We start from the raw sequence: 22,307 nt of genomic DNA, 5'->3' as shown, positions 1-22,307 counted from the left end.
GTCAGCAGCTTCGTGCTGAAAAGAGAAGCACGACGTCATTGCTGACAAAATGAGAACAAAAGTGAACAAACATCTTGGCGTGGTGCTGCGCGGCTATTAGATTGGGAGCGTGACACTGAATTTGAAACCCGCCGCTGCATCTGCCACTTTTGCCCTTCCGGACCGTTTTATCGAATGGTTCGGTTCCAAGGGCTGGTCGCCACGTGCCCATCAGCTTGAACTGCTGGCGCGTGCCGAAGACAGGCAATCGACCTTGCTGATTGCGCCGACCGGTGCGGGCAAGACGCTGGCCGGGTTTTTGCCAGCGCTGGTGGATCTGGAACGAAAGGGCCGTAAAAAGCCAGGCATGGCGAAGCGCGGCGTCCATACGTTGTATATCTCGCCGTTGAAGGCGTTAGCCGTGGATATCCATCGCAATCTCACCGTGCCTGTGGAGGAAATGGGGCTTGATATCACCATTGAGACCCGCACCGGCGATACGCCCGCGCATAAGCGCCAGCGGCAGAAAATGGCGCCGCCCGATATTCTGCTGACGACACCCGAACAACTTGCTTTGCTGATTGCGTCCAAAGGGGCGGATCAGTTCTTCAAGGGGCTGCGCTATGTGGTGCTGGACGAATTGCACTCGCTGGTGATTTCCAAGCGCGGCCATTTGTTGGCGCTGGGGCTGGCGCGGTTGCGCCGCCTGCAGCCGCAATTGCAGACCATCGGCCTTTCGGCGACTGTGGCAGAACCGGACGAGTTGCGCCGTTGGCTGGTGGAGCAAGACGGCACCGGCCCCAAAGCCGGACTGGTGACAGTGGACGGTGGCGCGAAACCGGAAATATCCATTCTCGATTCCGATGAGCGGGTGCCTTGGGCCGGACATTCCGCACGCTATGCGATTGCCGATGTTTATGAGGCGATCCGGGCGCATCGGACCACGCTGCTTTTCGTCAACACGCGAAGCCAGGCGGAAATGCTGTTTCAGGAGCTGTGGCGCATCAATGATGATACGCTGCCGATTGCCTTGCATCATGGCTCGCTCGATGCCAGCCAGCGCCGCAAGGTCGAGCAGGCCATGGCCGCCAATACGTTGCGAGCTGTTGTTGCCACCTCCACGCTTGATCTGGGTATAGACTGGGGCGATGTCGATCTGGTTATCCATGTCGGTGCGCCCAAGGGGGCGAGCCGTCTGGCGCAGCGTATCGGTCGCGCCAATCACCGTATGGACGAACCGAGCCGCGCCATTCTGGTGCCCGCTAATCGTTTCGAGGTGATGGAGTGTCGCGCTGCACTCGACGCCAATTATCTGGGCGCGCAGGATACGCCGCCGCTGATCGATGGCGCGCTTGATGTGCTGGCGCAGCACGTACTGGGCATGGCCTGTGCCGAACCATTCAATGCCGATCAGCTTTTTGCAGAAGTGCGCAGTGCTGCACCCTACATGAACCTTTCGCGCCAAAGCTTTGATCGCATTCTGGATTTTGTCGCAACGGGTGGTTATGCGCTCAAGACCTATGAGCGCTTTGCCAAGATCCGCAAGACGGTGGATGGGACATGGCGGGTGTCCAATCCGCGGATTGCGCAGCAATATCGCCTGAATATCGGAACGATTGTCGAAGCGCCGGAGCTGAACGTCCGGCTCACACGCGGCGGTAAAAAGGCCGGCGCCTATGGTGGCCGGGTTCTGGGCCGGATCGAAGAATATTTTCTGGAGACGATGACACCGGGCGATACTTTCCTTTTTGCCGGAAAGGTGTTGCGCTTCGAAGGCATTCGCGAAAACGAATGCATCACGACCAATGCCGCCGGACAGGATGCGAAGATACCGGTCTATGCAGGCGGAAAATTTCCGCTTTCGACCTATCTCGCTTCGCAGGTGCGGGCCATGCTGGCTGACCGCACACGCTGGCAGTTTTTGCCCGAGCAGGTGCGTGAATGGCTGGAAGTACAGGAATTCAAATCCGCTCTGCCGCGTACCGATGAATTGCTGATCGAGACTTTTCCGCGTGGCGGACGGTTCTACATGGTGGCCTATCCGTTTGAGGGCAGGCTTGCCCATCAGACGCTTGGCATGTTGCTAACGCGCCGACTGGAGCGTATGGACGCACATCCGCTGGGCTTCGTCGCCACCGATTATTCGCTGGGTCTGTGGGGGCTCAAGGATATGGGCGCGATGATCCGCTCCGGCTCGCTCAATCTCACACGCCTGTTCGATGAGGATATGCTGGGCGACGATCTCGAAGCATGGCTCGACGAAAGCTATCTTTTAAAGCGTACTTTCCGCAATTGTGCCGTCATTTCCGGCTTGATCGAGCGGCGTCATCCGGGATTGGAAAAGACTGGGCGGCAGGTGACCGTTTCCACCGATCTGATCTATGACGTCCTGCGCGGCCATGAACCGGACCATATCTTGTTGCAGGCGACACGGGCGGATGCAGCGACAGGACTTCTCGATATCAAGCGCCTCGGCGACATGCTGGCGCGCGTGAAAGGACATCTCTTGCACAAGCCGCTTGATCGTATTTCCCCGCTGGCCCTGCCGGTGATGCTGGAAATCGGGCGCGAACGTGTGGCGGGCGAGGGCGATGAAATGCTGCTCGAGGAAACGGCCGATGATCTCATCCGCGAGGCAATGGAATGAGGACGGGGGGAATGAGGACGGGGGAATGAGGATCGGGAAATGAGAACCGCTGTCTGGAGCAATGGCGAGGCTTATAGTCTGGCGCATATGGAAGTGCGCGGGATTGCTGCCGTTTGCGACCCTTCAGGCGCGCTTTTCCTGCCGGATATGAACATGCTGGTCGTATCCGATCTGCATCTTGAAAAGGGCTCGTCCTTTGCGCGACGCGGGCAACTCATCCCGCCTTACGACACGGCGGCTACGCTCGACATGCTGGCTGCGGCGGTTGCCCGTTACCAGCCGAAAACGATCATCAGCCTCGGCGACAGTTTTCACGATCCCAAAGCCAGCGAACGTCTGCCGTCGCTTTATGCCATTCGGCTGAAATCGCTGATGGAACACCGCGACTGGTTCTGGATCACCGGCAATCACGATCCTGAACGTCCGGTCGGTCTGCCGGGCGATTGTGTGGAAGAGTTGGCGATCGGACCGCTGGTGTTCCGACACGAACCCTCGCGCAAGCTTGGGCAGGGCGAGATCGCGGGCCACTTGCATCCGGCTGCGCGTATCGTACGGCGCGGGCGCTCGGTGCGCCGCCCCTGTTTCGTCAGCGATGGCGAAAGGCTGATCATGCCCGCCTTTGGCGCCTATACCGGCGCGCTCAATGTACTGGATCGCGCTTTTCGCGGCCTTTTCGTGGATGAAACACTACGTGCTTATATGTTGGGGCAGGGCAAGGTCTATCCAATTGCCCGTGGCGCACTACATGGCGGGTGAGTTTTTGTAAGTACGCATTATCCGACGCATCGAAGCGGGATCAGAAATCAGTCCAGTGAACTGATTTCCCCGCGTAGGCGCTTCGCACTTTTGCTGGAAATGCTCTAGTCCTTCCGGAACAGGATACGTCCGAACCAGCCTGTGAAGACCGCAAGGAAAACCGCGAACAAACCATAGAGCAGGCTATATTGGTGGGCGGCGTTATAGACGCTTTGTTCCAGACCGGCCTTGACGATTTCGAGGCTGGCATTGGCCTCGCGCAGAAAGACGCCATTACGAAACAGGAGTGCGCGCGCTTTGTGCCTCCCCACCGGAACATTGGCGGGCAGGTTCAACGTTGCGCGAAACAGGGTGCGAGACACGAATTCCACGCCGCCGATGCGCTGGCTATAAAGCCCCTGCCGGATCTTCATTTCGCGAAGTTCGGTGCCGAATTTTGGAATATTGCCTGAAAGGCTCGAAGGGTCTTCCGGGTTCAGATAGAAATTGCGAACCCCGACTGAAAGCTGGCGGTAGATTTTTTCATCCGCAATATCCTGCAGGTTGCGCGTCGAGGCGAGCGAATAAGACAGCGGAACGCCGAGAAAGGTTTCGGAGCTGGCATTGATCCAGACGCCCAGATAACGCTCCTTCTTGCGCACCACAAGATTACGCTCCGGTCCTTGCAAGACCACAACGATATCGTAGCGTCCCTGCCGCTGGATCATCGGATCGGCATTGTCCAGCGCGCCGAAAATCGTCAAATCCGTGCCACCGAAATTGGAGGTAATGGCGATGGTTTCGGTCGAAAGGCCAATATCGATGGTTTCTTCCGCAGGGGTTTGCAATTGCGGCACCGTGTTGCCGTCACCGCTGGCGTTGACCTGCGCAAAAGCTGCGCTCGCGATCAGCGATAGCGCGATTGCCGAAGTGAGAGCAGCGGCCCGCATCTCAAAAATCCGCTATCGTGATCGAGAACAGATTATCCGGCCGCACGAACAGGCCAAAAGCGAGGCGTAGCGCGACGGCCAGAACCAGCAGCGCCAGCAAAAGCCGCAACTGCTCGCCGCGCAGCTTCTGTCCGGCGCGCGCGCCATATTGCGCACCGATCACGCCACCCACCATCAGCAGGAAGGCTAGCACGATATCGATGGATTGGTTCGTCGTTGCCTGCATGACAGTGGTGAAGGCGGTGACGAATGTGATCTGAAAGAGTGAGGTGCCCACGACCACATTGGTCGGCACATGCAGCAGATAGATCAGCGCGGGCACCATGATGAAGCCGCCGCCGACGCCCATCACCGACGACAACAGGCCGATAAAGAATCCGATGCCGAGAACCGGGATGATGCTGACATAGATCGTCGAGGCGCGGAACCGCATCTTGAATGGCAGCTTGTGGATCCATGTGTGCTGGCCGGGGCGGCGCACCGCGCCGCCTTTCTTGACCCGCCGCAAAGCGCGCAGGCTTTCCACCAGCATCAGCCCGCCGACGCTGCCGAGGAAAAACACATAGAGGATCGAAACGATCAGATCGAGCTGACCCAGTTCGCGCAGCCACGAGAAGACGAAAATACCGAGCAGCGATCCGACAATACCGCCAGCCACGAGAAACAGGCCGAGCTTGATATCCAGCGTTCGCCGTTTGAAGTGGACGAGCGCGCCGGAAACGGACGAAGCGATAACCTGATTGGCGCCAGTCGCAACGGCGATGGCAGGTGGAATATTGTAAAAGATCAGGAGTGGCGTGATCAGAAAGCCGCCGCCAACACCAAACAATCCGGAAAGAAAGCCAACCGCAGCGCCCATGCTGAGCAGAACCAGCATGTTGACCGATAATTCTGCAATGGGAAGATAAATACCCAATTCCGAACCCGGCTCTGACGGACGCATACGCTCTACGGCCCGCTGCGGTCGCGCAATTCCGCGAGGCCTGTTCGCCTACCGTCTTGCGCTGCCAGGACCGTTAAGTCAAACGCCGATTGTCATTACGGTTACCTTGCGCCGGACGTGTTACTTTCCTGCAATGGTATGCCACGTTTAGCGGCATTTTCTGAACTCTGTGCGACAAATCTTACGTGTTCTTCTGCAACAGCAGCTGAACCAGCTTCTGATCGACATTACCGGTCGGCTGCAGACCATTGGCCTTCTGGAACGAGGCAATGGCCGTGCGGGTCTTGCCGCCCATCACGCCGTCAGCGGTGCCGACATCATAGCCGTTCTTCTGAAGGATGAGCTGGATGTTACGAACCGCCTTTTTCATGTCGACCGAGCCGGTGGTGGTTGGCTTGGCTTCCGTCCATGCATCCGGCACATCAATGGAGTTGGTGGCTTCGTTCAGCGGCTTCGGCTTCCAGGACTGGACAGCGGCCTTAGCCTGCTCCAGTTGTTCCGGCTTTAGCGCTTCGGCAATCTGATCGCGCTTCTGTGCCGCGTCCTTGTCACCGGAATTGGCGGCAAGCGCAAACCACTTGTAGCTCTCTTCCAGATTGACCGGAATGCCGAGACCCTTGGCGGCGAGAATGCCAAGATTGAACTGGCTGTCCTTCACGCCGAGATCGGCAGCTTCGGTAAACCAGCGAGCGGCGGACGTATTGTCCGGCGCGCCATTCGCGCCGGTTGCAAACAGAACGGCGAGATTGTGCATCGCGCTTGCATTGCCCTGCTGCGCGGAGAGCTGGTACCAGGTCTTGGCCTTGTCCAGATCGCGGGGCATGCCGAGGCCTTTTTCATTGAAATTGCCAAGGCGATACTGTGCCGGGGCAAAGCCCTGACCGGCGGAAATGTCATACCACTGCGCGGCTTTGTTAAAGTCAGCGGTAACACCGCGACCTTCCATATAGCGGTTGCCGATTTCGAACAGGGCGCGTGCATCGCCCTTGGCGGCGGCTTCGCGCAGAGCTGCCGGGCCAGCTTCTTCCGGAATGGCCGGGATAGCGACCTGAGCCTGTGCCGAAGGCGAAGCGGCCTGTTCAGGGGCAGAGACTTCGACCGGCGTGGTCGGCGCGCTGGCGATCACCGTTTCAATGGTGGGTGACTGGTCCGATGCAGCAGGCGCTTCGGCCTTTTCCTGACGCGGCTCGGTAACTTGTGGTGTCTCGGTCTGGACCGGTGCTTCAGCCTGTACCGGAGCCTGCGGTGCTGCTGGCGTTTCGACGGCAGGTGTTTCCGGCTGAGGAGCCAGATCGACAGTCGCGTCGGTCGGTTCATCGCGGGTAAGGAACGCACTGCCGACTTGCAGACCTGCCATGGCGATCATGACAGCGCCAATTGCCATCAGGATCGGCTTGCGCTGACGCTGCATAATGTCGCCGACGGACTTTTTCTTCTTACCTGCGCCCTTTGCGGAACCCTTCTGGAGATGCTCGGATTCAGCGGCGGCAAGCTGCGCGGCGCGGCGGGCCGCGGTGATGAAATCAACCTTGCCGTTGGCTGCCAGAGCAGCATCGGCTGCATCTTCGCGCTGGCGGCGTTCTTCACGCACGCGCTTCATGATGGAGTTGAGGTCGGGCATGTGATCGCCGCCAAACCGGGCGTCTGGTTCGTTCTCGACGATTGGCTCGACAGCGGCCATTTCGCTTTCGAAAGCCGGGGCATCGGTCTTGTCAAAGCTTTCGGCCTTGAGATCGTTGTCGGTATTGAGATCGTTCTTCTCGGTGCGACGTCCGCGCATGGCCTTGGCAAGACCACCGAACAGCGACGACTTGCCAGAGGCTTCGCCAGTCGGTGCGGTCACAACGGCGCTTTCGCCCTGAATGGTTGCGAAGGCGGCTTCGGCAGCAGCCGTCGCAGGCGAGCGAGGGGTGTTCAGGCGTGGTGCATTGGTGTCCGGAGCAGCAAAGCGTGGTGCCGCTTCCTCGGCCAAAGCCATTGCCGGGCGTGTATCGTCTTCACGCTTGTCGAGGCTGCGATTGGCGAAGCTGTCAGCGTTGACGCTCTGGCTGCCCATATCCTGTTCAAGCCGGGACAGGCGATCCACAATCTTGACCAGCGTGTCGTGAACGGCTTCAAAGGTCTTGCTGTTGCGCTCGTCCGTGTTGCGGGCCAGCATTTCCAGCGACTTCATATCGTCGGCGAGCTGACGGGCAATGGCCGTATCGCCCTGATTGCCATGCTGGAGAACCCGCGCGACAGCGCTTTCCGCAGCTTCGCGGGCCGCATCCAGAACCGTTTCGCGGTTCGTCGTGATAGAGCGCTCGATGGAGTCGAGGCGCGGCTTGATCTGGGCGAGCTCGGCTACCGGCTGGGCGAGATGGTGGGCGATATTGGCGATCTGGTCTTCCAGATTGCGGATCGCTTCGCTGTCAGCCAGATTTGGCATTTCATATTGCGGCGCTTGCAGCAATCCGAGAGAAATCTGCTGCGAAATATCGTCAAGACGTCCTTCGAGCGTATGGATGGCGTCGCTGTCGATGGAGCGGTTGCCATATTGCGCGTCCAGACGTTCGGTCAGTTCTGCAAAGCGGCGGTCAATGGTGTCGAGAACGGCAGGGTCGGGCTCATGGCTGCGGCGTTCGGCATTTTCCAGCTTCTGACCAATGGCTTCGAGGCGCGCCTCAACGCTGCGATAATCGGACTGGCTCAGATTTTCCGTAACCTTGGCAACCTGATTGGCCAGAAGGCTGATCTGATGCGCAAGCTGCTCGGCAATCCGGTCGGGCAGGGCCTGTCCGGTGGAGAGCACGTCTATGCGCTGCGAAAGATCGCTGAGCTTCTGGAACAAGACATCGGAGTTCTGGCGGGAAGCCGAACCGTCGATCTGGTCTGCAAGCTCGGCAAGACGCTTCTCGATGCGTTCCAGACGGCGCGCATCTTCCTGATCAGGGCGCTGTGCGCGGCTGGTTGCGATGATCGCGCGGCTGATCTCATCCAGCCGGGTGTCGATCTGGTTCAGCATGTCCTGCTCGAAAGGCGCGGCATTCTGCGGGTTCAGCGCATCTTCGATGGAATGAGTCAGGCGACCAATCCGCTCTTCAATCGCGCTGAAAGCGTGGGACTGCGGCAGGGTGCCGATGGCTTCGCGCATCTGCTCCAGGCGCGAGCCGATAGCATTCAAGGCCGGGTTAACGGCATCGTGACGCTTTTCGAAAGCCTGCATCTGCTCGTCGAAGCGATCCCAGCGGTTGTCGAGACGGCGCAGGGTTTCTTCACGGGCAAGCGTGTGAACAGTGCGGTTCAATTCGTCGAACTGACGGCGCAGAGCCTGTGCATTGGCTTCGCTGCTGCGTTCCGCAAGCAGGTGGACGCTTTCGCTAAGACGATCGAAATCGTCACTCATACGCTGCGAGAAACCTTCTTCGCTGGCAGCGCGCTGCATACGCGACATTTCGCGGCTGGCGTCGCTGATTTCGCTGCTTGATGCGAAACGCGGCTGTGCCTGTTCCTGCTGCTGGCGCTGGCTGTCACGACGGCGGCGCAGATTATCGGCGATCTCTGCGAGACCAGCTGCTGTGTCGTCGGCATAGCGCGGGGCGGCGGGCTGGTGAGCGGCAAAGGAGGGTGCGTTCGGATGCGGTGCTTCGGGTGCGTCCTGTTCCAGCTCCATCAGACGGCGCTCAAGACCGGCAAGGGTGCGGTCGAGCTCCCGCATGGCTGCGGACGCGGGACGGCGCTCGCGATGCGCGTTCAAATCATCAATTCTGGAACGCGAACCGGAAGCTAGCTCTGGATTTGCCATGAGAAATTCACTTTTCCAAATGATAAGGGTCGCCGGACGCAAATTCAGGAACGCAGAACCGCAGAAACTTGCTGCACCTACATTTGTACAAACGTAGTAAACAAGTCGTTAATATGCGGGTTTTCAGCTTGTTTTTGAACGCAATTTGTCCGGTCTGATGGCCTGAGCAGGTGTGGTAGGCACCAAATTGCCCGGGTTCGGAAGTGACCGGGTCTGTCATGACAGTATGGGCAACCAGAATCGACGGGCTGGCCCGGTCATTTTGTGACCGAAGCTTTGTCCTGAGTCGGTTCTCAACGAGGTTCTATCGCGCTCCGGTGCGGTGGACGGGCGTTTCCGGGGGCGGAAACAGGGATGAATATGAGTGAAACGGCCATTGAGCCTGTAACGATAGCGGAGCTCCTGACCGGGAGCAGCTTGAAGGTCAGAGAAGAAAACCAGCAACGCAGCCAATTGTTCAGAATTGGCGATCTTGCGCACGAATTCGGGCTTTCGTTGCGCGCGTTACGTTTCTACGAGGATAAGGGATTGCTGAGCCCAAGGCGGGCCGGGGTCACGCGTCTTTATGACCGTGAAGACCACACACGCCTGCGTCTCATTTTGTTCGGTCGTCAGATCGGCTTTACGCTCGCAGAGACGAAACAGCTTATCGATCTCTGGAAAGAAGGCGCAAGCGATCTGAGCCAGCTCGACGACTTGCGTGCGACGCTTTCCGGAAAACTCGGTGAACTTGAGAAAAAGAAGCTCGAAATCGACCGTTCGATAGAGGAGCTGAAAACGCTTCTGAGACGGCTGTTGGCGTCGTCGACGTAAGCAGTGAATGACATGCCGCCCTTTCGCGGGGGCGAAAAGGCGGCCTTTGTCTTTTATGCGACGTCTTCGACCTGATCGAGATAATCGCCATAGCCTGCCGCTTCCATCTCTGCTTTCGGAACGAAGCGTAGGGAGGCGGAATTGATGCAATAACGCAGACCGCCACGGTCCACCGGGCCGTCCGGGAAGACGTGTCCGAGATGGCTGTCGCCATGGGCTGAACGCACTTCGGTGCGAACCATGCCGTGCGACATATCATTCAATTCGCTGACATTGGCGGGTTCAATCGGCTTGGTGAAGCTTGGCCAGCCGCAATGGGATTCGTATTTGTCGCTGGAAGCAAATAGCGGCTCGCCGGAAACGATATCGACGTAAATGCCGGCTTCCTTATTATAGAGATATTCGCCCGTTCCCGGGCGTTCCGTGCCGCTTTCCTGCGTAACGCGATACTGTTCCGGTGACAGCTTGGCGATGGCCTCCGGATTCTTGCTGTAGCTCATGGGTATACTCCCTGTCATTCGGCTTGAATCTAGGCCGTCCGGGACAACTATTCCAGAGGGCGGCACAGGAATTTGAAGTGTTTCAGCTGTCCTGCGGGACCAGAGCGAATTCCGCTGTACGCGTGACTTCCTGAAGCACGAAAAGCGCATTTTCCAGCGATTGCCGGTCGATCTTTTCAAGAAGCTCGGCGCGAATGTGATGGGTCACATCCTGAAGTTCGCGAACCTGCTCCTGCCCTTCCGCGGTCAGCTCGATGCGCTTGGCGCGACGGTCGCCTTCCACAGGAACACGGCGGATAAGCTCCTGTTTTTCAAGGCCATCCAGCAGGCGAACAACGGAGGGATGCTCGATTTCCAATGCATCGGCCAGTTCGCGCTGGTTCCAGTCGCGGTCCTGCGCAAGCAACAGCATCACACGGGCGCGTGACAGTGTGAGGCCAAGCGCGCGGACGCGTGAATCAAAAAGGTTGCGCATTTTTCGGGCCGCAGTGGATAGGCCCATGGTGAACGCAGCGTGCAGTTCCTGTTTTGGGTCGTACATTACTTAGCAATCTAAAATATGGGTGTGCTATATATATAGCGATCCCCGGCATGATCGCAAGGGCATGGCTGGTTCATGCCAGCTTTCAGTAAATCTGAAATGACAACGTTTGTACAATTTTGCTTTACGTACCTCAGATCGAAAGTTAAGCTCCCAATTGTGAGGCTTTGGGAGGAGTTCACGTGCGATCTGATTATCAGGATCAATGGCTGGGAGGCTTTGGCCGCAAGCGTGGCGCATCGAATGGTGCGCGCTTATGATTTCGGCTGCAAAAACCAATAAAGCGGCGCTTCTTGAAGCTCGATCCTTGTCGAAATCTTTCGGCCCTGTGCAGGTGCTGAAGAATATCAATCTGCAGATTTACGGCGGCGAAGTTCACGCGATCATCGGCGAAAATGGCGCCGGAAAATCGACGCTGATGAAGCTTCTTGCGGGCAATGAACGCCCGACAGCGGGTGAAATCCACATTGATGGCAAGCCAATCGCGTTTGCCAATCCGGTTGAGGCGGAAGCGCAGGGCATCGTTCTTGTACATCAGGAAATATTGCTCGCGCCCGATCTGACGGTTGCGCAGAATATTTACCTCGGCCGAGAGCTGACGAACGGCATTACCGTCAACGACCGTGCTATGCGTGAGGGTGCACGCAAGGCAATCCGGGATCTCGGTGCGGACATCGATCCTGATGCGGTGGTCGGCAGCCTGTCGATAGCACAGCGTCAGCTGGTACAGATTGCGCGTGTTCTGCTGGTACCGCACCGCGTGGTGATCTTCGACGAGCCGACAGCATCGCTGACGCCGGTTGAAACGGAAGCCTTGTTGAAGGTTATTCGAGACATACGCGCCAAGGGCGTTGCCATCCTCTACATTTCGCATCGTTTGCCGGAAGTGAAGGAAATTTCCGACCGGGTAACGGTGTTGCGTGACGGTACGCTTGTTGCTGCGCATCTGGCGTCAGAGCTTCAGCCCGCTGATATGGCGCGGCTGATGGTCGGGCGCGATGTGGCGAAGCTTTACCCTGACCGCACAACGCAGCATGGCGGTGAGGCCGTGCTGGAAGTCAGCGGCTTTTCCGTGCCCGGCCATGTGAAGGAAGCGAGTTTCCGCCTCAACAGAGGTGAAATACTCGGCTTCGCAGGGCTGGTTGGTGCAGGGCGTACTGAACTGATGGAAGGTGTCGTGGGTCTGCGTCCCGGTAAGGGGGACGTGCGCCATAACGGCAAGCCCGCGCATTTCCGCGATGCCCATGACAGTCTGACGGCAGGCATCGCTTATCTGAGCGAAGACCGCAAAGGTAAGGGGCTGTTGTTGACCAAGGATCTGGGCATCAACCTGACGCTTGCCTCGCTGAAAAAATTTGTCAGCCGCTTCCAGATCGACCGCAACAGGGAGCGGGTGGCGCTGGATGATGCGATCCGCGATTTCGACATTCGTACAGGGAGCAAGGATATTCTGGCCGGGCAATTGTCCGGCGGTAACCAGCAGAAGCTGCTTCTGGCCAAGATGATGATGCTCGATCCCTCTATCGTCATCATCGACGAGCCGACCCGCGGCATCGATGTCGGGACCAAGGAACAGATTTATCAGTTCATCGCCAATCTGGCGGACGAGGGCCGTTCGATCATTGTTGTGTCATCGGAAATGCCGGAACTGATCGGTATTTGCGACCGTATCGTCGTGATGCGTGAAGGACGTATCGCCGGGGAAGTCACGGGCGAGCGGATGACAGAACATGACATCGTCGTTCTGGCGACCGGCGTTGATGCAGCAGAAGCGGCCTGAACGGCAATAAACAGAAAAAGACAATGAGTGGGAATTCAATGACACAGGTTGCGACTGACAAAAGCCGGGCGCCGAAAACGTCCAAGGACTGGGACCTGAGAGCCATCGCGCCGTTCATCGCGCTCGCCCTGTTGCTCGTTCTGGGAACAGTCGCCAATCCCAATTTCATCAGCATCGACAATCTGCTGAATGTCGCCACGCGCAGCGCTTTCATTGCCATTATCGCGCTCGGCGCGACCTATGTGATCTCGTCTGGCGGGCTCGATCTTTCCGTTGGCGCAATGGTCGCCTTTGTGGCCGGCATCATGATCCTGTTCATGAATAGCGGCGTCATTGCCGATCCGGTGCTGATGCTGATCGCCGCCGTCATGTTGGCGGTTGTGGTCGGCGCGGCCTGTGGTCTCCTGAACGGGTTGATTACGACAGTTGGCGGGATTGAACCTTTCATCGCAACGCTTGGTACGATGGGCATCTATCGCGGCCTGACGACATGGCTGTCGCAGGGCGGCGCGATTACGCTTCGAAACCCGGAGATACAGTCGCTCTATCGCCCGGCCTATTTCGGTACGGTTTTGGGCGTGCCAGTGCCGGTGATCGCCATTTTCGTCACGGCGGCGATTGCAGCCTTCGTCCTCTATCGCACGCGTTATGGACGTCATGTGATTGCGGTCGGCTCCAGCGAGGATGTTGCCCGTTATTCCGGCATTTCGGTCAAGCGCGTGCGCACGATAGCTTATGTTGTTCAAGGGCTCTGTGTGGCGGTTGCCGTGCTGCTTTACGTGCCGCGTCTGGGGTCTACATCGGCCACGACCGGCATCCTTTGGGAGTTGCAGGCCATCACGGCTGTTGTGGTTGGCGGAACGGCGCTGCGCGGCGGTGTCGCCCGGGTTTGGGGGACGATCTGCGGCGCGTTCATTCTGGAGATCGTCGGCAACATCATGCTGCTGTCGAATTTCGTCAGCGAATATCTGATCGGGGCCATTCAGGGCGCGATCATCATCATCGCCATGCTGGTGCAGCGGTCACTGTCACGGCGATGACATACAGGAATTGGCGGGATTGCAGGGGCGATTCCGGCAAAAGGGGTATGTCTCCCGAAACCGGATACGGTGCTGGGAACAAGGCATGCGTCCATTGAAAGAGACAAGCCCCGTTTTTTGGGAGGAAAACATGCGAAGGAAATTTTTGGGCGTTGCTTTCGCCGCTTTGGCTGCAAGCGCCATGGCATTTACCAGTGTTGCCAGCGCGCAGGACAAGAAGGTCACCATCGGCGTTTCAATTCCGGCTGCCGACCATGGCTGGACGGCAGGCGTCGTCTATCACGCCGAGCGCGTGGCAAAGCTTCTGATGCAGGAGCATCCGGGTTTGAACGTTATCGTCAAGACCTCGCCGGATGCGGCCAATCAGGCCAATGCCTTGCAGGATCTGGCGGTACAGGGCCTCGATGCTCTGGTGGTGCTGCCGTCTGACCCGGATCCACTGGTCAATGCGATCAAGGAAATCAAGGACAAGGGCACGTTTGTGGCGCTTGTTGACCGTGCGCCGAGCAACAATGACAACTCGATCCGCGATCTTTATGTCGCCGGTAACAATCCGGCGCTTGGTCAGGTCGCAGGCGAATATATCAAGAAGACCACCCCGGATGCGCAGGTTGTCGTTATTCGCGGGATGCCGATCCCGATTGATCAGCAGCGTCAGGACGGCTTCGACAAGGGCATTGAAGGCTCCAACGTCAAGATTCTTGACCGTCAATACGGCAACTGGAACCGCGACGACGCTTTCCGCGTGATGCAGGACTTTCTGACCAAATATCCGAAGATCGACGTGGTCTGGTGTCAGGATGACGACATGGCTGTGGGCGTGCTCGAAGCCATCAAGCAGGCCAACCGCAGCGACATTCAGTACATCGTTGCTGGTGCTGGTTCCAAGGACATGATCAAGAAAGTCATGGACGGCGACAAGCTGGTGCCGGTCGACGTGCTCTATCCGCCTGCGATGGTGGGCACAGCCATGCAGCTCACCGCCGGTCATTTTTATGACCAGACTCCGGTCAGCGGCAATTACATCCTCGATGCAACGCTCGTCACGAAAGACAATGCCGAGCAGTTCTACTTCCCGGATTCGCCATTCTGATCCGTTGCGTGCGCCCGCCATTTTGGCGGGCGCATTCCATTCTGGGGCCCGGTTTGATCTGACTACATCAGATCGGTACTCTAACTATTTGTTTTGAGGCACATTTTACTCGACACCACGTCATTCTTTTCGGGATGTGCTTTTCTGGAGGAGTTTCGATGAAGACGATCAAGGGGCCGGGGATTTTCCTCGGGCAGTTCGCCGGCGATGCAGCGCCGTTCAACACATGGGACGGCATAACCAAATGGGCCGCCGAAAAAGGTTATCTCGGCGTGCAGGTGCCCACCTGGGCAAGCCAACTGATCGATCTTAAAAAAGCTTCCGAATCAAAGGATTATTGCGACGAATTCGCCGGTGTGGCGAAGGAAAACGGGGTGGTTGTCACCGAGCTTTCCACCCATCTGCAAGGCCAGCTTGTTGCTGTTCATCCGGCCTATGACGAAGCCTTTGACGGCTTTGCCGTGCCGGAAGTGCGCGGCAATCCCAAGGCCCGACAGGCCTGGGCCGTCGAACAGGTCAAGATGGCAATCAAGGCATCGCGCAATCTCGGCATTGGTGCACATGCGACCTTTTCGGGCGCGCTTGCATGGCCGTTTATCTATCCATGGCCGCAGCGACCTGCCGGTCTTGTCGAAACGGCGTTTGACGAACTCGCACGCCGCTGGACGCCGATCCTCGACCATGCTGACGAGCATGGCGTCGATATCTGCTACGAAATTCATCCGGGCGAAGACCTGCATGACGGCGTGACATTCGAGATGTTTCTGGAGCGTGTGAAGAACCATCCGCGCGCCAACATGCTCTACGACCCGTCGCATTATGTGCTGCAATGTCTCGATTATCTCGACAATATCGACATTTACAAAGACCGGATCAGGATGTTCCACGTCAAGGACGCGGAGTTCAATCCGACCGGACGACAGGGCGTCTATGGCGGCTATCAGGGCTGGGTCAATCGTGCCGGACGTTTCCGCTCGCTGGGTGACGGGCAGGTTGATTTTGGCGCTGTCTTCTCCAAAATGGCCGCGAATGATTTCGACGGCTGGGCCGTGGTCGAATGGGAATGCGCGTTGAAGCACCCGGAAGACGGCGCACGCGAAGGCGCAGAATTCGTAAAGGCGCATATCATACGCGTCACCGACAAGGCATTTGATGATTTTGCATCGGGCGGCACCGATGATGCTGCCAATCGCCGTATGCTGGGTCTTTGAGACGAAATGAGGAATACATGACGATTGAAGCCAAAACCAAGGAAACTGCAACGCCGCGCATCCGTCTCGGCATGGTTGGCGGCGGAGCGGGTGCCTTCATTGGCGGCGTGCACCGCATGGCGTCACGGCTCGACAACCGGTTCGAACTGGTTGCGGGCGCACTCTCCTCATCGCCGGAAAAGGCGCAAGCCTCGGGGCATGAACTGGGGCTGGCGGCAGACCGGATTTATTCGGACTTCCGGGAGATGGCGATCCGTGAAGCACGATTGAAAAATGGCATTGAAGCCGTTTCCATCGTGACGCCCAACCATGTTCACTACGAAGCCGCGAAAGAGTTCCTGAAGCGCGGCATTCATGTCATTTGCGACAAGCCTCTGACCTCCACGCTGGCCGATGCCAAAAAGCTGAAAAAGGCTGCTGATGAGAGCGGTGCGCTGTTCGTGTTGACCCATAACTATACGGGTTATCCGATGGTGCGGCAGGCCCGTGCTATGGCGGCCAGTGGTGAACTCGGCGATCTGCGGGTCGTGCAGGTGGAATATGCGCAGGACTGGCTGACGGAAGCCGTCGAAGCCACCGGCGCGAAGGGTGCTGTCTGGCGGACCGATCCGGCCCAATCCGGCCTTGGCGGCGCCACGGGTGACATTGGCACCCATGCCTTCAATCTGGCCTCCTTCGTGACTGGACTGACACTCGATAGTCTGGCCGCCGACCTCGACAGTTTCGTCGCGGGGCGTCGTCTTGACGACAATGCTCATGTGATGTTGCGATTTGCGGGTGGCGCGAAAGGCATGCTCTGGTGCAGTCAGGTTGCTCCCGGTAATGAAAATGCGCTTCGTCTGCGTGTCTATGGCACAAAGGGCGGCATTGAATGGGCGCAGGAAGACCCGAACCGGCTATGGTTTACCCCCTTCGGTGGCGAAAAGCGGCTCATCACGCGCGGCGGAGCCGGTGCCGGGCCCGAAGCTGCGCGGGTAACGCGTGTGCCTGCCGGTCATCCGGAAGGTTATCTTGAGGCTTTTGCGACGATCTATACCGAAGCGGCCAATGCCATTGAGGCGCATCGCGAAGGCAAAAAGCCGGACAGTGCGGTGGTTTACCCGACCGTTGACGATGGGCTGCTGGGCGTGAGCTTTATCGACGCTTGCGTACGCTCGTCCAAGAGAAATGGCGCCTGGGTCAGTCTCTGACGGCTTGCCGAAAATGTTGTGGGGCGACCGTGGCGCGGTCGCTCCGCCGTAGAAAAACCATTTTAATTTCATTTTTGTAAGCGAACGCTTGCGAAGGCGTATTGGTCATATTGATCTGCCTGTTTTGCGGCAGGTCCTGCAAAAAGCCGCTTGAGACATACGCCATGCAGAAATTCCGTCCCACAATCGCCAGCGGCCCATTGTGCCTTCTGACGGTGCTTTATGTTTTCATCTTCACCAATGCTTCGTTCTGGCACGCAATAGGTTCTTACTATGCGGATTCGCCTTGGAAACTCGCAGGCATAGCGGCAGCTCTTCTGCTGCTACATACCGCTCTGCTTCTGATCTTTTCTGCGAAATATGTCATCAAGCCGATCCTGATCCTGTTTGTCCTGATCGCAGCTGGCGGTTCCTATTTCACCGATACATTCGGGACGATCATCGACAAATATGTGGTCGAGGCTGCGCTGACGACAACGCAGGCCGAGTCCGGTGCGCTGCTGACGCCGAGCTTTGCATGGCACATGCTGCTGTTCGGCGTGGTGCCGTCGCTGCTGATTGTCTGGGTGCGGGTCAAACACCGGCCTTTGCTGGGCAAGGTGGCGGTCAATACCGGCATTATCCTTGCCTGCCTGCTGGCGACGATCGCCATATTGGGCGTTAATTACGCAGCCTATTCGTCGATGTTCCGTGAACATAATGCCGACATCATGCAGAAGCTGATGCCGGGAACCCCGATCACCAGCACGGTTCAATATGTGGCGCATACGATCAAGAACCGCGACATACCAATGGAGCCGCTTGGACTGGATGCCAAGCAGACGGCAACGAAACTGCCTGCGGATAAAAAGCTGCTGACGATTGTGGTTGTCGGCGAAACCGCACGCGCGCAGAATTTTAGCCTCAACGGCTATTCGCGGGAAACCAACCCGGAATTGAAGCAGCGTAATGTCGTTGCTTTCACAGACACGACGAGCTGCGGAACGGAAACTTCTGTTTCGGTGCCGTGCATGTTCTCACCTTTCACGCGGGAGGAGTTTTCAAACACCAAGTTCCGTGGATCGGAAAATCTGATGGACGTGCTGCAACATGCGGGCGTGCAGGTTGCATGGTATGAAAACAATACCGGCAGCAAGGGCGTTGCCGAACGCATCAAGTTGATCGACCTGCAAAACGCCAAGGACACGCGTTACTGCGAGGGTGGCGAATGTATCGATCAGATTCTGGTCGACAGTCTGGATAAGGAACTGAAAGAGCTGACGGGTAATGCCACCATTGTCCTGCATATGACAGGCAGTCATGGCCCGGCTTATTACCGCCGCTATCCGGAAGAATTTGCGAAGTTCAAGCCCGATTGCCGCTCGAACGACTTTGCCAAGTGCTCGCATGAAGAGATTGTCAATGCCTATGACAATTCGATCCTCTATACGGATCACATCCTGTCGGAAGTCATCGATCTGCTGAAAGCGAACGAAGACAAGTTTGCTTCATCGATGATCTACATGTCCGACCACGGGGAATCTCTTGGCGAAGACGGTCTTTATCTCCATGCAGCGCCTTATTTTATCGCGCCATCACAGCAGACCCATGTGCCGTTCATCACGTGGTTTGCGCCGGAATATGCCTCCGACACGGGCCTTGATGTCGATTGCCTGAGGAAGACCGTTGCCGAACCATCATCGCATGACAATCTGTTCCATACCGTGCTTGGGATGATGCAAATCAAGACAACGGTTTATGATCAAAAGCTCGACCGCTTTGCCGCCTGTCGCACGCCTCATAGCGTGGCGTTGAACTAAATCCAAAACCTCGCCGGAAGGCGGGGTTTTGTTATCCAGTCTAGTGGATTGAATTTGACGTTTGAATCCCGGCTGTCACATAAGCTGCTTCAATCGTCAAATTCGAAAAATCCACTAGATACATATAGTTGCTAGTGGTCTTTTTGATTCCAACATTTGCTCAGCGCTTGGAACTCAGGGGTGAAAATGTTGGAATCAGCCCATTAGCCAGCCAGTGAATGCAGGGCCGGGTAGAGTGCGCGATAGCGCTGATAGGCTTCGTCATAAGCGGAGAGAAGCGCCTGTTCAGGCTCGATAGTGCGAGCGGTGCGCGGCGGCGTGCAAATTGCGAACGGATCGGCCCCGCTGGCCGCAATCAGCCCCAGACGCGCCGCGCCGAAGGCAGCGCCAAAATCGCCTTCTTCCGGCAGCGAAACGGGCGTGTTCAGCGCTGTGGCAATGGACTTCAACCAATAGGTAGAGCGGGAGCCGCCACCGACCGCAATGAGAGAATGGATTTCCGTGCCTGCGGATTGAAGCGCGGCGAGACTATCGCGGATGGCAAAGGAGACGCCTTCCAGAACGGCCTGTGTCATGGCGTTTCGGTCGGTTTCATGCTCCAGACCGTTAAAGCTGCCGCGAATTTTCGCGTCATTATAAGGCGTACGCTCGCCGGACAGATAGGGTAGGAAGGTTACACTGCCGGGCGCTTTTACGGTGTCGCCCAGTTCCTGATCGAGCACATGCGGCGTTGCGCCGACAACGCGCGCGAACCAGTCAAGCGCGCTTGCCGCCGAGAGAATTACGCCCATCTGATGCCATGTGCCAGGCAGCGCGTGGCAAAAGGCATGGACGGCACTTTCAGGCTTTGGCTGATAGGCGCCATTGGCGGCAAACAAGACGCCGGACGTGCCAAGCGACACGAAAGCATGGCCGGGTTTCACCGTTCCCATGCCGCAAGCCGAGGCGGCGTTATCGCCTGCGCCGCCTGCGACCACAGGGCGACCGTCGATGCCCCAACGCACTGCCAGCTCCGCACGCAACTGTCCCGTAGCGTCGCTGCCTTCCGCAAGTCGTGGCATCTGGCTTTCGGTCAGTCCGGTCTTTGCAAGCAATTCGGATGACCAGTGACGTCCGCCGGTGTCAAGCCAGCTTGTTCCGGCTGAATCCGACATGTCTGATACGTGTTCGCCAGTCAGCCAGAGGCGCAAATAATCCTTCGGCAACAGGATCTTGCGCGTCTTGGCGAAAGTTTCGGGTTCATTGCGGGCAACCCACACGAGTTTGGGTGCGGTAAAGCCGGGAAAGACGATATTGCCGGTAATAGTGCGGAAGGCTGAATCAGCATCAAGCTCTGCGGCCTCACGATAGCTTCTCGTGTCGTTCCAGAGGATACAGGGGCGCAGCACTTGATCGGCATCGTCCAGCAATGTCGCGCCGTGCATCTGGCCTGAAAGGCCGATGCCTTTGATGGCTCCGAATTCTTTCGGATGAGTTCTCCGCAAGGCGTCTATAGCGGTTTCAGTGGCGCTGATCCATTGGGAGGGGTTCTGTTCGCTCCAGCCCGGATGCGGGCGGAATACGTCCAGTTCGCCATGCGCCGAGCCGACAAGCCGCTGATTGTCGTCGATCAGAAGCGCTTTGACGCCGGATGTTCCAAGATCGAGGCCGAGATACATGGTTGCTCCTGTCGGAAGTTCACGATGGCCAACGGTTTAGCAGAACTGCGGCAGGTTATCTTTGAGAAAGATTTCGATGCGAATATGTTCCTGCCCGGCAATAATCGGCAGCCGATCGGCAGAGGCTTTCAGGATGCGAATGGCGCTGCGAATTTCATGCCCGGCATCCTGTGCCAGAACGCCATGCACCAGCCCTTGTTCCAGCGCCTGCGAGGTCGCGTCGTCGCGCTCATGGGCGATCACCAGAGGACGCTTTCCGGCATGGGTGGCAAGCGCACGAAGCAATCCGCCATTGCCAGCGCCAAGGCTGTAAATGCCCGCAATATCGTTGCGTTCGCGAAGCAGGGTGCGCACCAGATTTTCCACCCGCGCATCTTCATCGAGCCCTTCAAGGGCAGGGAGGATGGAGCGTTCGGGGAAATTGTTCCGCATAGCCGAGGTGAAACCATCGAAGCGCTCGCGATGATCACGCACCTTCAACGAGCCGGTCAGAATGGCGATGACGCCTTCGGTTCCATTCGCGAAAAGACCGAGAAGTCGAGCAGCCGTGCGTCCGGCCGCAGTATTATCCACGCCGACATAGTGTTCGCGGGCCGAGTGGCCGAGATCAGAAACCAGCGTCACGGCATGCACGCCGCTTGCGCGCAGCCGGTCGCAGGCCGCCCGAACCGGATCGGTATCGAGCGCGACGAAAGCCACGCCGTCAGGTTTGCGTAGGGCGCTGGCGTCGAGCGCCGCGACCAGTGCAACCTCATCAAATGCAGGAACCAGAATGAGATTTATCGAGACGCGCTCGGCCAGCGCTCGCTCAGTCGCGATAGCGATCTCTTCGCGAAGGCTCAGCATGAAGGTGTTGTCATTGTCGGGCACAATGAAATCGAACTGATAAAGCCGGCTGCGCGCCAGATTGGCGGCTCCCACATCGCGGACATAGCCAAGCGTATTCATGGCATCCACCACCCGCTCACGGGTTTTGGATCGGACGCCAGGACGGTCGTTCAAAACGCGATCAACCGTGGCGAGGCTGACGCCCGCAGTGCGCGCTATATCATGAACGGTGGGTTTCATTCCTGCTCCTCCAAACAAACCATAGGAGCAAAGATGAGGTACGTAAATCAAAAAATTTCAGCTTCGATTTTCGTTGCGATATCAATAGGGTTTAGCAAGGAACTGAAATTGCGTGCAGCGGAATGAGCGAGGCGTTGACAAGAGAAAGGGCGGCCTTGGCCGCCCGATCGTATGGCTTGAAATCAGTCCCAATAAGGGCGCGGTCTGTGGCGCGGTGGCCGGTCCCGATATTCGTCGCGCCAATGGTGACGACGCCAGTCTCTCGGTGGCGGTCCCCAGCCCCAGCGTGGCGGAGGCGGTGGACCCCAGCCCCAACCGGGAGGTGGTGGTGGGCGGCGATAGCCGGGAACGCATACACCGTCATAGGTCATGCGCCAGCCGCGACCGCAGCGGTAATCAGCCTTTTGCACCAGTCCGGATTGCACGGTTGCTTGCAGATTGCTGATCGGGGTAGCTTCGGCATTAAAGGCGAATACAGCCAGTGCCGCAGCTAAAGAAAGTACCGACACTCTCATGCCGTTTCTCCATATCGTTTAACGGCCTCAGTCTGATCTTGCATTTGGGACTATTCGCGGC

General features: G+C 57.7%; 17 protein-coding genes. 9 read left to right on the top strand and 8 right to left on the bottom strand.

Annotation, left to right across the window (positions count from 1 at the left end; genetic code table 11):
- Nucleotides 1-109: 109 nt before the first annotated feature.
- Together ACTJKP_RS19530 and pdeM are read left to right on the top strand one after the other, a co-directional pair.
- Nucleotides 110-2,626, top strand: a complete 2,517-nt coding sequence (locus ACTJKP_RS19530; protein ID WP_440631839.1) for a ligase-associated DNA damage response DEXH box helicase — start codon at nucleotides 110-112, stop codon at nucleotides 2,624-2,626.
- Between the two features lie 39 nt (nucleotides 2,627-2,665).
- A complete protein-coding gene (gene pdeM, locus ACTJKP_RS19525; RefSeq protein ID WP_440631838.1) occupies nucleotides 2,666-3,382 on the top strand; it encodes a ligase-associated DNA damage response endonuclease PdeM in 717 nt (238 codons plus the stop codon).
- 104 nt (nucleotides 3,383-3,486) lie between these two features.
- Here the strand turns inward: pdeM and ACTJKP_RS19520 are convergent, their stop codons facing one another.
- The 3 genes from ACTJKP_RS19520 to ACTJKP_RS19510 all read right to left on the bottom strand — a co-directional run bounded on the left by ACTJKP_RS19520 (nucleotide 3,487) and on the right by ACTJKP_RS19510 (nucleotide 9,038).
- Nucleotides 3,487-4,311, bottom strand: coding sequence for a TIGR02186 family protein (locus ACTJKP_RS19520; RefSeq protein ID WP_078340313.1), 825 nt, complete (start codon nucleotides 4,309-4,311; stop codon nucleotides 3,487-3,489).
- 1 nt (nucleotide 4,312) lies between these two features.
- Nucleotides 4,313-5,188, bottom strand: a complete 876-nt coding sequence (locus ACTJKP_RS19515; protein WP_280992874.1) for a sulfite exporter TauE/SafE family protein — start codon at nucleotides 5,186-5,188, stop codon at nucleotides 4,313-4,315.
- A 247-nt stretch (nucleotides 5,189-5,435) separates the two neighbouring features.
- Nucleotides 5,436-9,038 (bottom strand): peptidoglycan-binding protein, encoded by a 3,603-nt coding sequence (locus tag ACTJKP_RS19510; RefSeq protein ID WP_440631837.1) that lies wholly within the window; start codon nucleotides 9,036-9,038, stop codon nucleotides 5,436-5,438.
- Nucleotides 9,039-9,398: 360 nt separating this feature from the next.
- Here ACTJKP_RS19510 and ACTJKP_RS19505 point away from each other — a divergent pair, with 360 nt between their 5' ends.
- Nucleotides 9,399-9,851 (top strand): MerR family transcriptional regulator, encoded by a 453-nt coding sequence (locus tag ACTJKP_RS19505; protein ID WP_440631851.1) that lies wholly within the window; start codon nucleotides 9,399-9,401, stop codon nucleotides 9,849-9,851.
- Nucleotides 9,852-9,904: 53 nt separating this feature from the next.
- On the opposite strand, the gene msrB is transcribed toward ACTJKP_RS19505, so the two are convergent.
- The gene (gene msrB, locus ACTJKP_RS19500; protein WP_440631836.1) at nucleotides 9,905-10,351 is read right to left on the bottom strand and encodes a peptide-methionine (R)-S-oxide reductase MsrB; all 447 of its coding nucleotides are present in this window, start codon (nucleotides 10,349-10,351) and stop codon (nucleotides 9,905-9,907) included.
- Between the two features lie 82 nt (nucleotides 10,352-10,433).
- Complete coding sequence (locus ACTJKP_RS19495) at nucleotides 10,434-10,892, bottom strand: MarR family winged helix-turn-helix transcriptional regulator (RefSeq protein ID WP_138783746.1); 459 nt, start codon at nucleotides 10,890-10,892, stop codon at nucleotides 10,434-10,436.
- Nucleotides 10,893-11,148: 256 nt separating this feature from the next.
- On the opposite strand from ACTJKP_RS19495, the gene ACTJKP_RS19490 reads away from it, so the two are divergent.
- The 6 genes from ACTJKP_RS19490 (at nucleotide 11,149) to ACTJKP_RS19465 (ending at nucleotide 19,005) form a co-directional block, all read left to right on the top strand.
- The gene (locus ACTJKP_RS19490) at nucleotides 11,149-12,672 is read left to right on the top strand and encodes a sugar ABC transporter ATP-binding protein (protein ID WP_440631835.1); all 1,524 of its coding nucleotides are present in this window, start codon (nucleotides 11,149-11,151) and stop codon (nucleotides 12,670-12,672) included.
- A 38-nt stretch (nucleotides 12,673-12,710) separates the two neighbouring features.
- Nucleotides 12,711-13,712: an ABC transporter permease gene (locus tag ACTJKP_RS19485; protein WP_440631850.1), complete on the top strand. Its 1,002-nt coding sequence runs from the start codon at nucleotides 12,711-12,713 to the stop codon at nucleotides 13,710-13,712.
- Nucleotides 13,713-13,842: 130 nt separating this feature from the next.
- Nucleotides 13,843-14,805, top strand: coding sequence for a substrate-binding domain-containing protein (locus ACTJKP_RS19480; protein WP_078340318.1), 963 nt, complete (start codon nucleotides 13,843-13,845; stop codon nucleotides 14,803-14,805).
- 158 nt (nucleotides 14,806-14,963) lie between these two features.
- Nucleotides 14,964-16,016: a sugar phosphate isomerase/epimerase family protein gene (locus ACTJKP_RS19475; RefSeq protein ID WP_440631834.1), complete on the top strand. Its 1,053-nt coding sequence runs from the start codon at nucleotides 14,964-14,966 to the stop codon at nucleotides 16,014-16,016.
- Between the two features lie 17 nt (nucleotides 16,017-16,033).
- Nucleotides 16,034-17,206, top strand: a complete 1,173-nt coding sequence (locus ACTJKP_RS19470; RefSeq protein ID WP_440631833.1) for a Gfo/Idh/MocA family protein — start codon at nucleotides 16,034-16,036, stop codon at nucleotides 17,204-17,206.
- Between the two features lie 164 nt (nucleotides 17,207-17,370).
- Nucleotides 17,371-19,005, top strand: coding sequence for a phosphoethanolamine transferase (locus tag ACTJKP_RS19465; protein WP_440631832.1), 1,635 nt, complete (start codon nucleotides 17,371-17,373; stop codon nucleotides 19,003-19,005).
- Nucleotides 19,006-19,208: 203 nt separating this feature from the next.
- On the opposite strand, the gene xylB is transcribed toward ACTJKP_RS19465, so the two are convergent.
- The 3 genes from xylB to ACTJKP_RS19450 form a co-directional block, all read right to left on the bottom strand.
- Nucleotides 19,209-20,663 carry a xylulokinase gene (xylB, locus tag ACTJKP_RS19460; RefSeq protein ID WP_440631831.1) on the bottom strand — a complete coding sequence of 485 codons (1,455 nt, stop codon included), beginning with the start codon at nucleotides 20,661-20,663 and terminating at the stop codon, nucleotides 19,209-19,211.
- A 36-nt stretch (nucleotides 20,664-20,699) separates the two neighbouring features.
- Nucleotides 20,700-21,731 carry a LacI family DNA-binding transcriptional regulator gene (locus ACTJKP_RS19455; protein ID WP_440631830.1) on the bottom strand — a complete coding sequence of 344 codons (1,032 nt, stop codon included), beginning with the start codon at nucleotides 21,729-21,731 and terminating at the stop codon, nucleotides 20,700-20,702.
- Between the two features lie 182 nt (nucleotides 21,732-21,913).
- Nucleotides 21,914-22,246: a hypothetical protein gene (locus ACTJKP_RS19450; protein ID WP_440631829.1), complete on the bottom strand. Its 333-nt coding sequence runs from the start codon at nucleotides 22,244-22,246 to the stop codon at nucleotides 21,914-21,916.
- Nucleotides 22,247-22,307: the final 61 nt, after the last annotated feature.

It is taken from the genome of Brucella sp. 22210 (genome assembly GCF_052045675.1).
In the GTDB taxonomy this organism is placed as follows: domain Bacteria; phylum Pseudomonadota; class Alphaproteobacteria; order Rhizobiales; family Rhizobiaceae; genus Brucella.
The sequence above is the reverse complement of the archived record's forward strand: the minus strand, read 5'-3'. Positions and strand labels throughout refer to the sequence as shown.

What these genes read in the sequence shown, in the direction of transcription:
- ACTJKP_RS19485 (WP_440631850.1), top strand. Translation starts at nt 12,711, where the DNA reads ATGACACAGGTTGCGACTGACAAAAGCCGGGCGCCGAAAACGTCCAAG.
- ACTJKP_RS19480 (WP_078340318.1), top strand. Translation starts at nt 13,843, where the DNA reads ATGCGAAGGAAATTTTTGGGCGTTGCTTTCGCCGCTTTGGCTGCAAGC.
- ACTJKP_RS19465 (WP_440631832.1), top strand. Translation starts at nt 17,371, where the DNA reads ATGCAGAAATTCCGTCCCACAATCGCCAGCGGCCCATTGTGCCTTCTG.
- ACTJKP_RS19505 (WP_440631851.1), top strand. Translation starts at nt 9,399, where the DNA reads ATGAGTGAAACGGCCATTGAGCCTGTAACGATAGCGGAGCTCCTGACC.
- ACTJKP_RS19490 (WP_440631835.1), top strand. Translation starts at nt 11,149, where the DNA reads ATGATTTCGGCTGCAAAAACCAATAAAGCGGCGCTTCTTGAAGCTCGA.
- ACTJKP_RS19450 (WP_440631829.1), bottom strand. Translation starts at nt 22,246, where the DNA reads ATGAGAGTGTCGGTACTTTCTTTAGCTGCGGCACTGGCTGTATTCGCC.
- ACTJKP_RS19520 (WP_078340313.1), bottom strand. Translation starts at nt 4,311, where the DNA reads ATGCGGGCCGCTGCTCTCACTTCGGCAATCGCGCTATCGCTGATCGCG.
- pdeM (WP_440631838.1), top strand. Translation starts at nt 2,666, where the DNA reads ATGAGAACCGCTGTCTGGAGCAATGGCGAGGCTTATAGTCTGGCGCAT.
- msrB (WP_440631836.1), bottom strand. Translation starts at nt 10,351, where the DNA reads ATGAGCTACAGCAAGAATCCGGAGGCCATCGCCAAGCTGTCACCGGAA.
- ACTJKP_RS19495 (WP_138783746.1), bottom strand. Translation starts at nt 10,892, where the DNA reads ATGTACGACCCAAAACAGGAACTGCACGCTGCGTTCACCATGGGCCTA.
- ACTJKP_RS19515 (WP_280992874.1), bottom strand. Translation starts at nt 5,188, where the DNA reads ATGCTGGTTCTGCTCAGCATGGGCGCTGCGGTTGGCTTTCTTTCCGGA.
- ACTJKP_RS19470 (WP_440631833.1), top strand. Translation starts at nt 16,034, where the DNA reads ATGACGATTGAAGCCAAAACCAAGGAAACTGCAACGCCGCGCATCCGT.
- ACTJKP_RS19455 (WP_440631830.1), bottom strand. Translation starts at nt 21,731, where the DNA reads ATGAAACCCACCGTTCATGATATAGCGCGCACTGCGGGCGTCAGCCTC.
- ACTJKP_RS19475 (WP_440631834.1), top strand. Translation starts at nt 14,964, where the DNA reads ATGAAGACGATCAAGGGGCCGGGGATTTTCCTCGGGCAGTTCGCCGGC.
- xylB (WP_440631831.1), bottom strand. Translation starts at nt 20,663, where the DNA reads ATGTATCTCGGCCTCGATCTTGGAACATCCGGCGTCAAAGCGCTTCTG.
- ACTJKP_RS19510 (WP_440631837.1), bottom strand. Translation starts at nt 9,038, where the DNA reads ATGGCAAATCCAGAGCTAGCTTCCGGTTCGCGTTCCAGAATTGATGAT.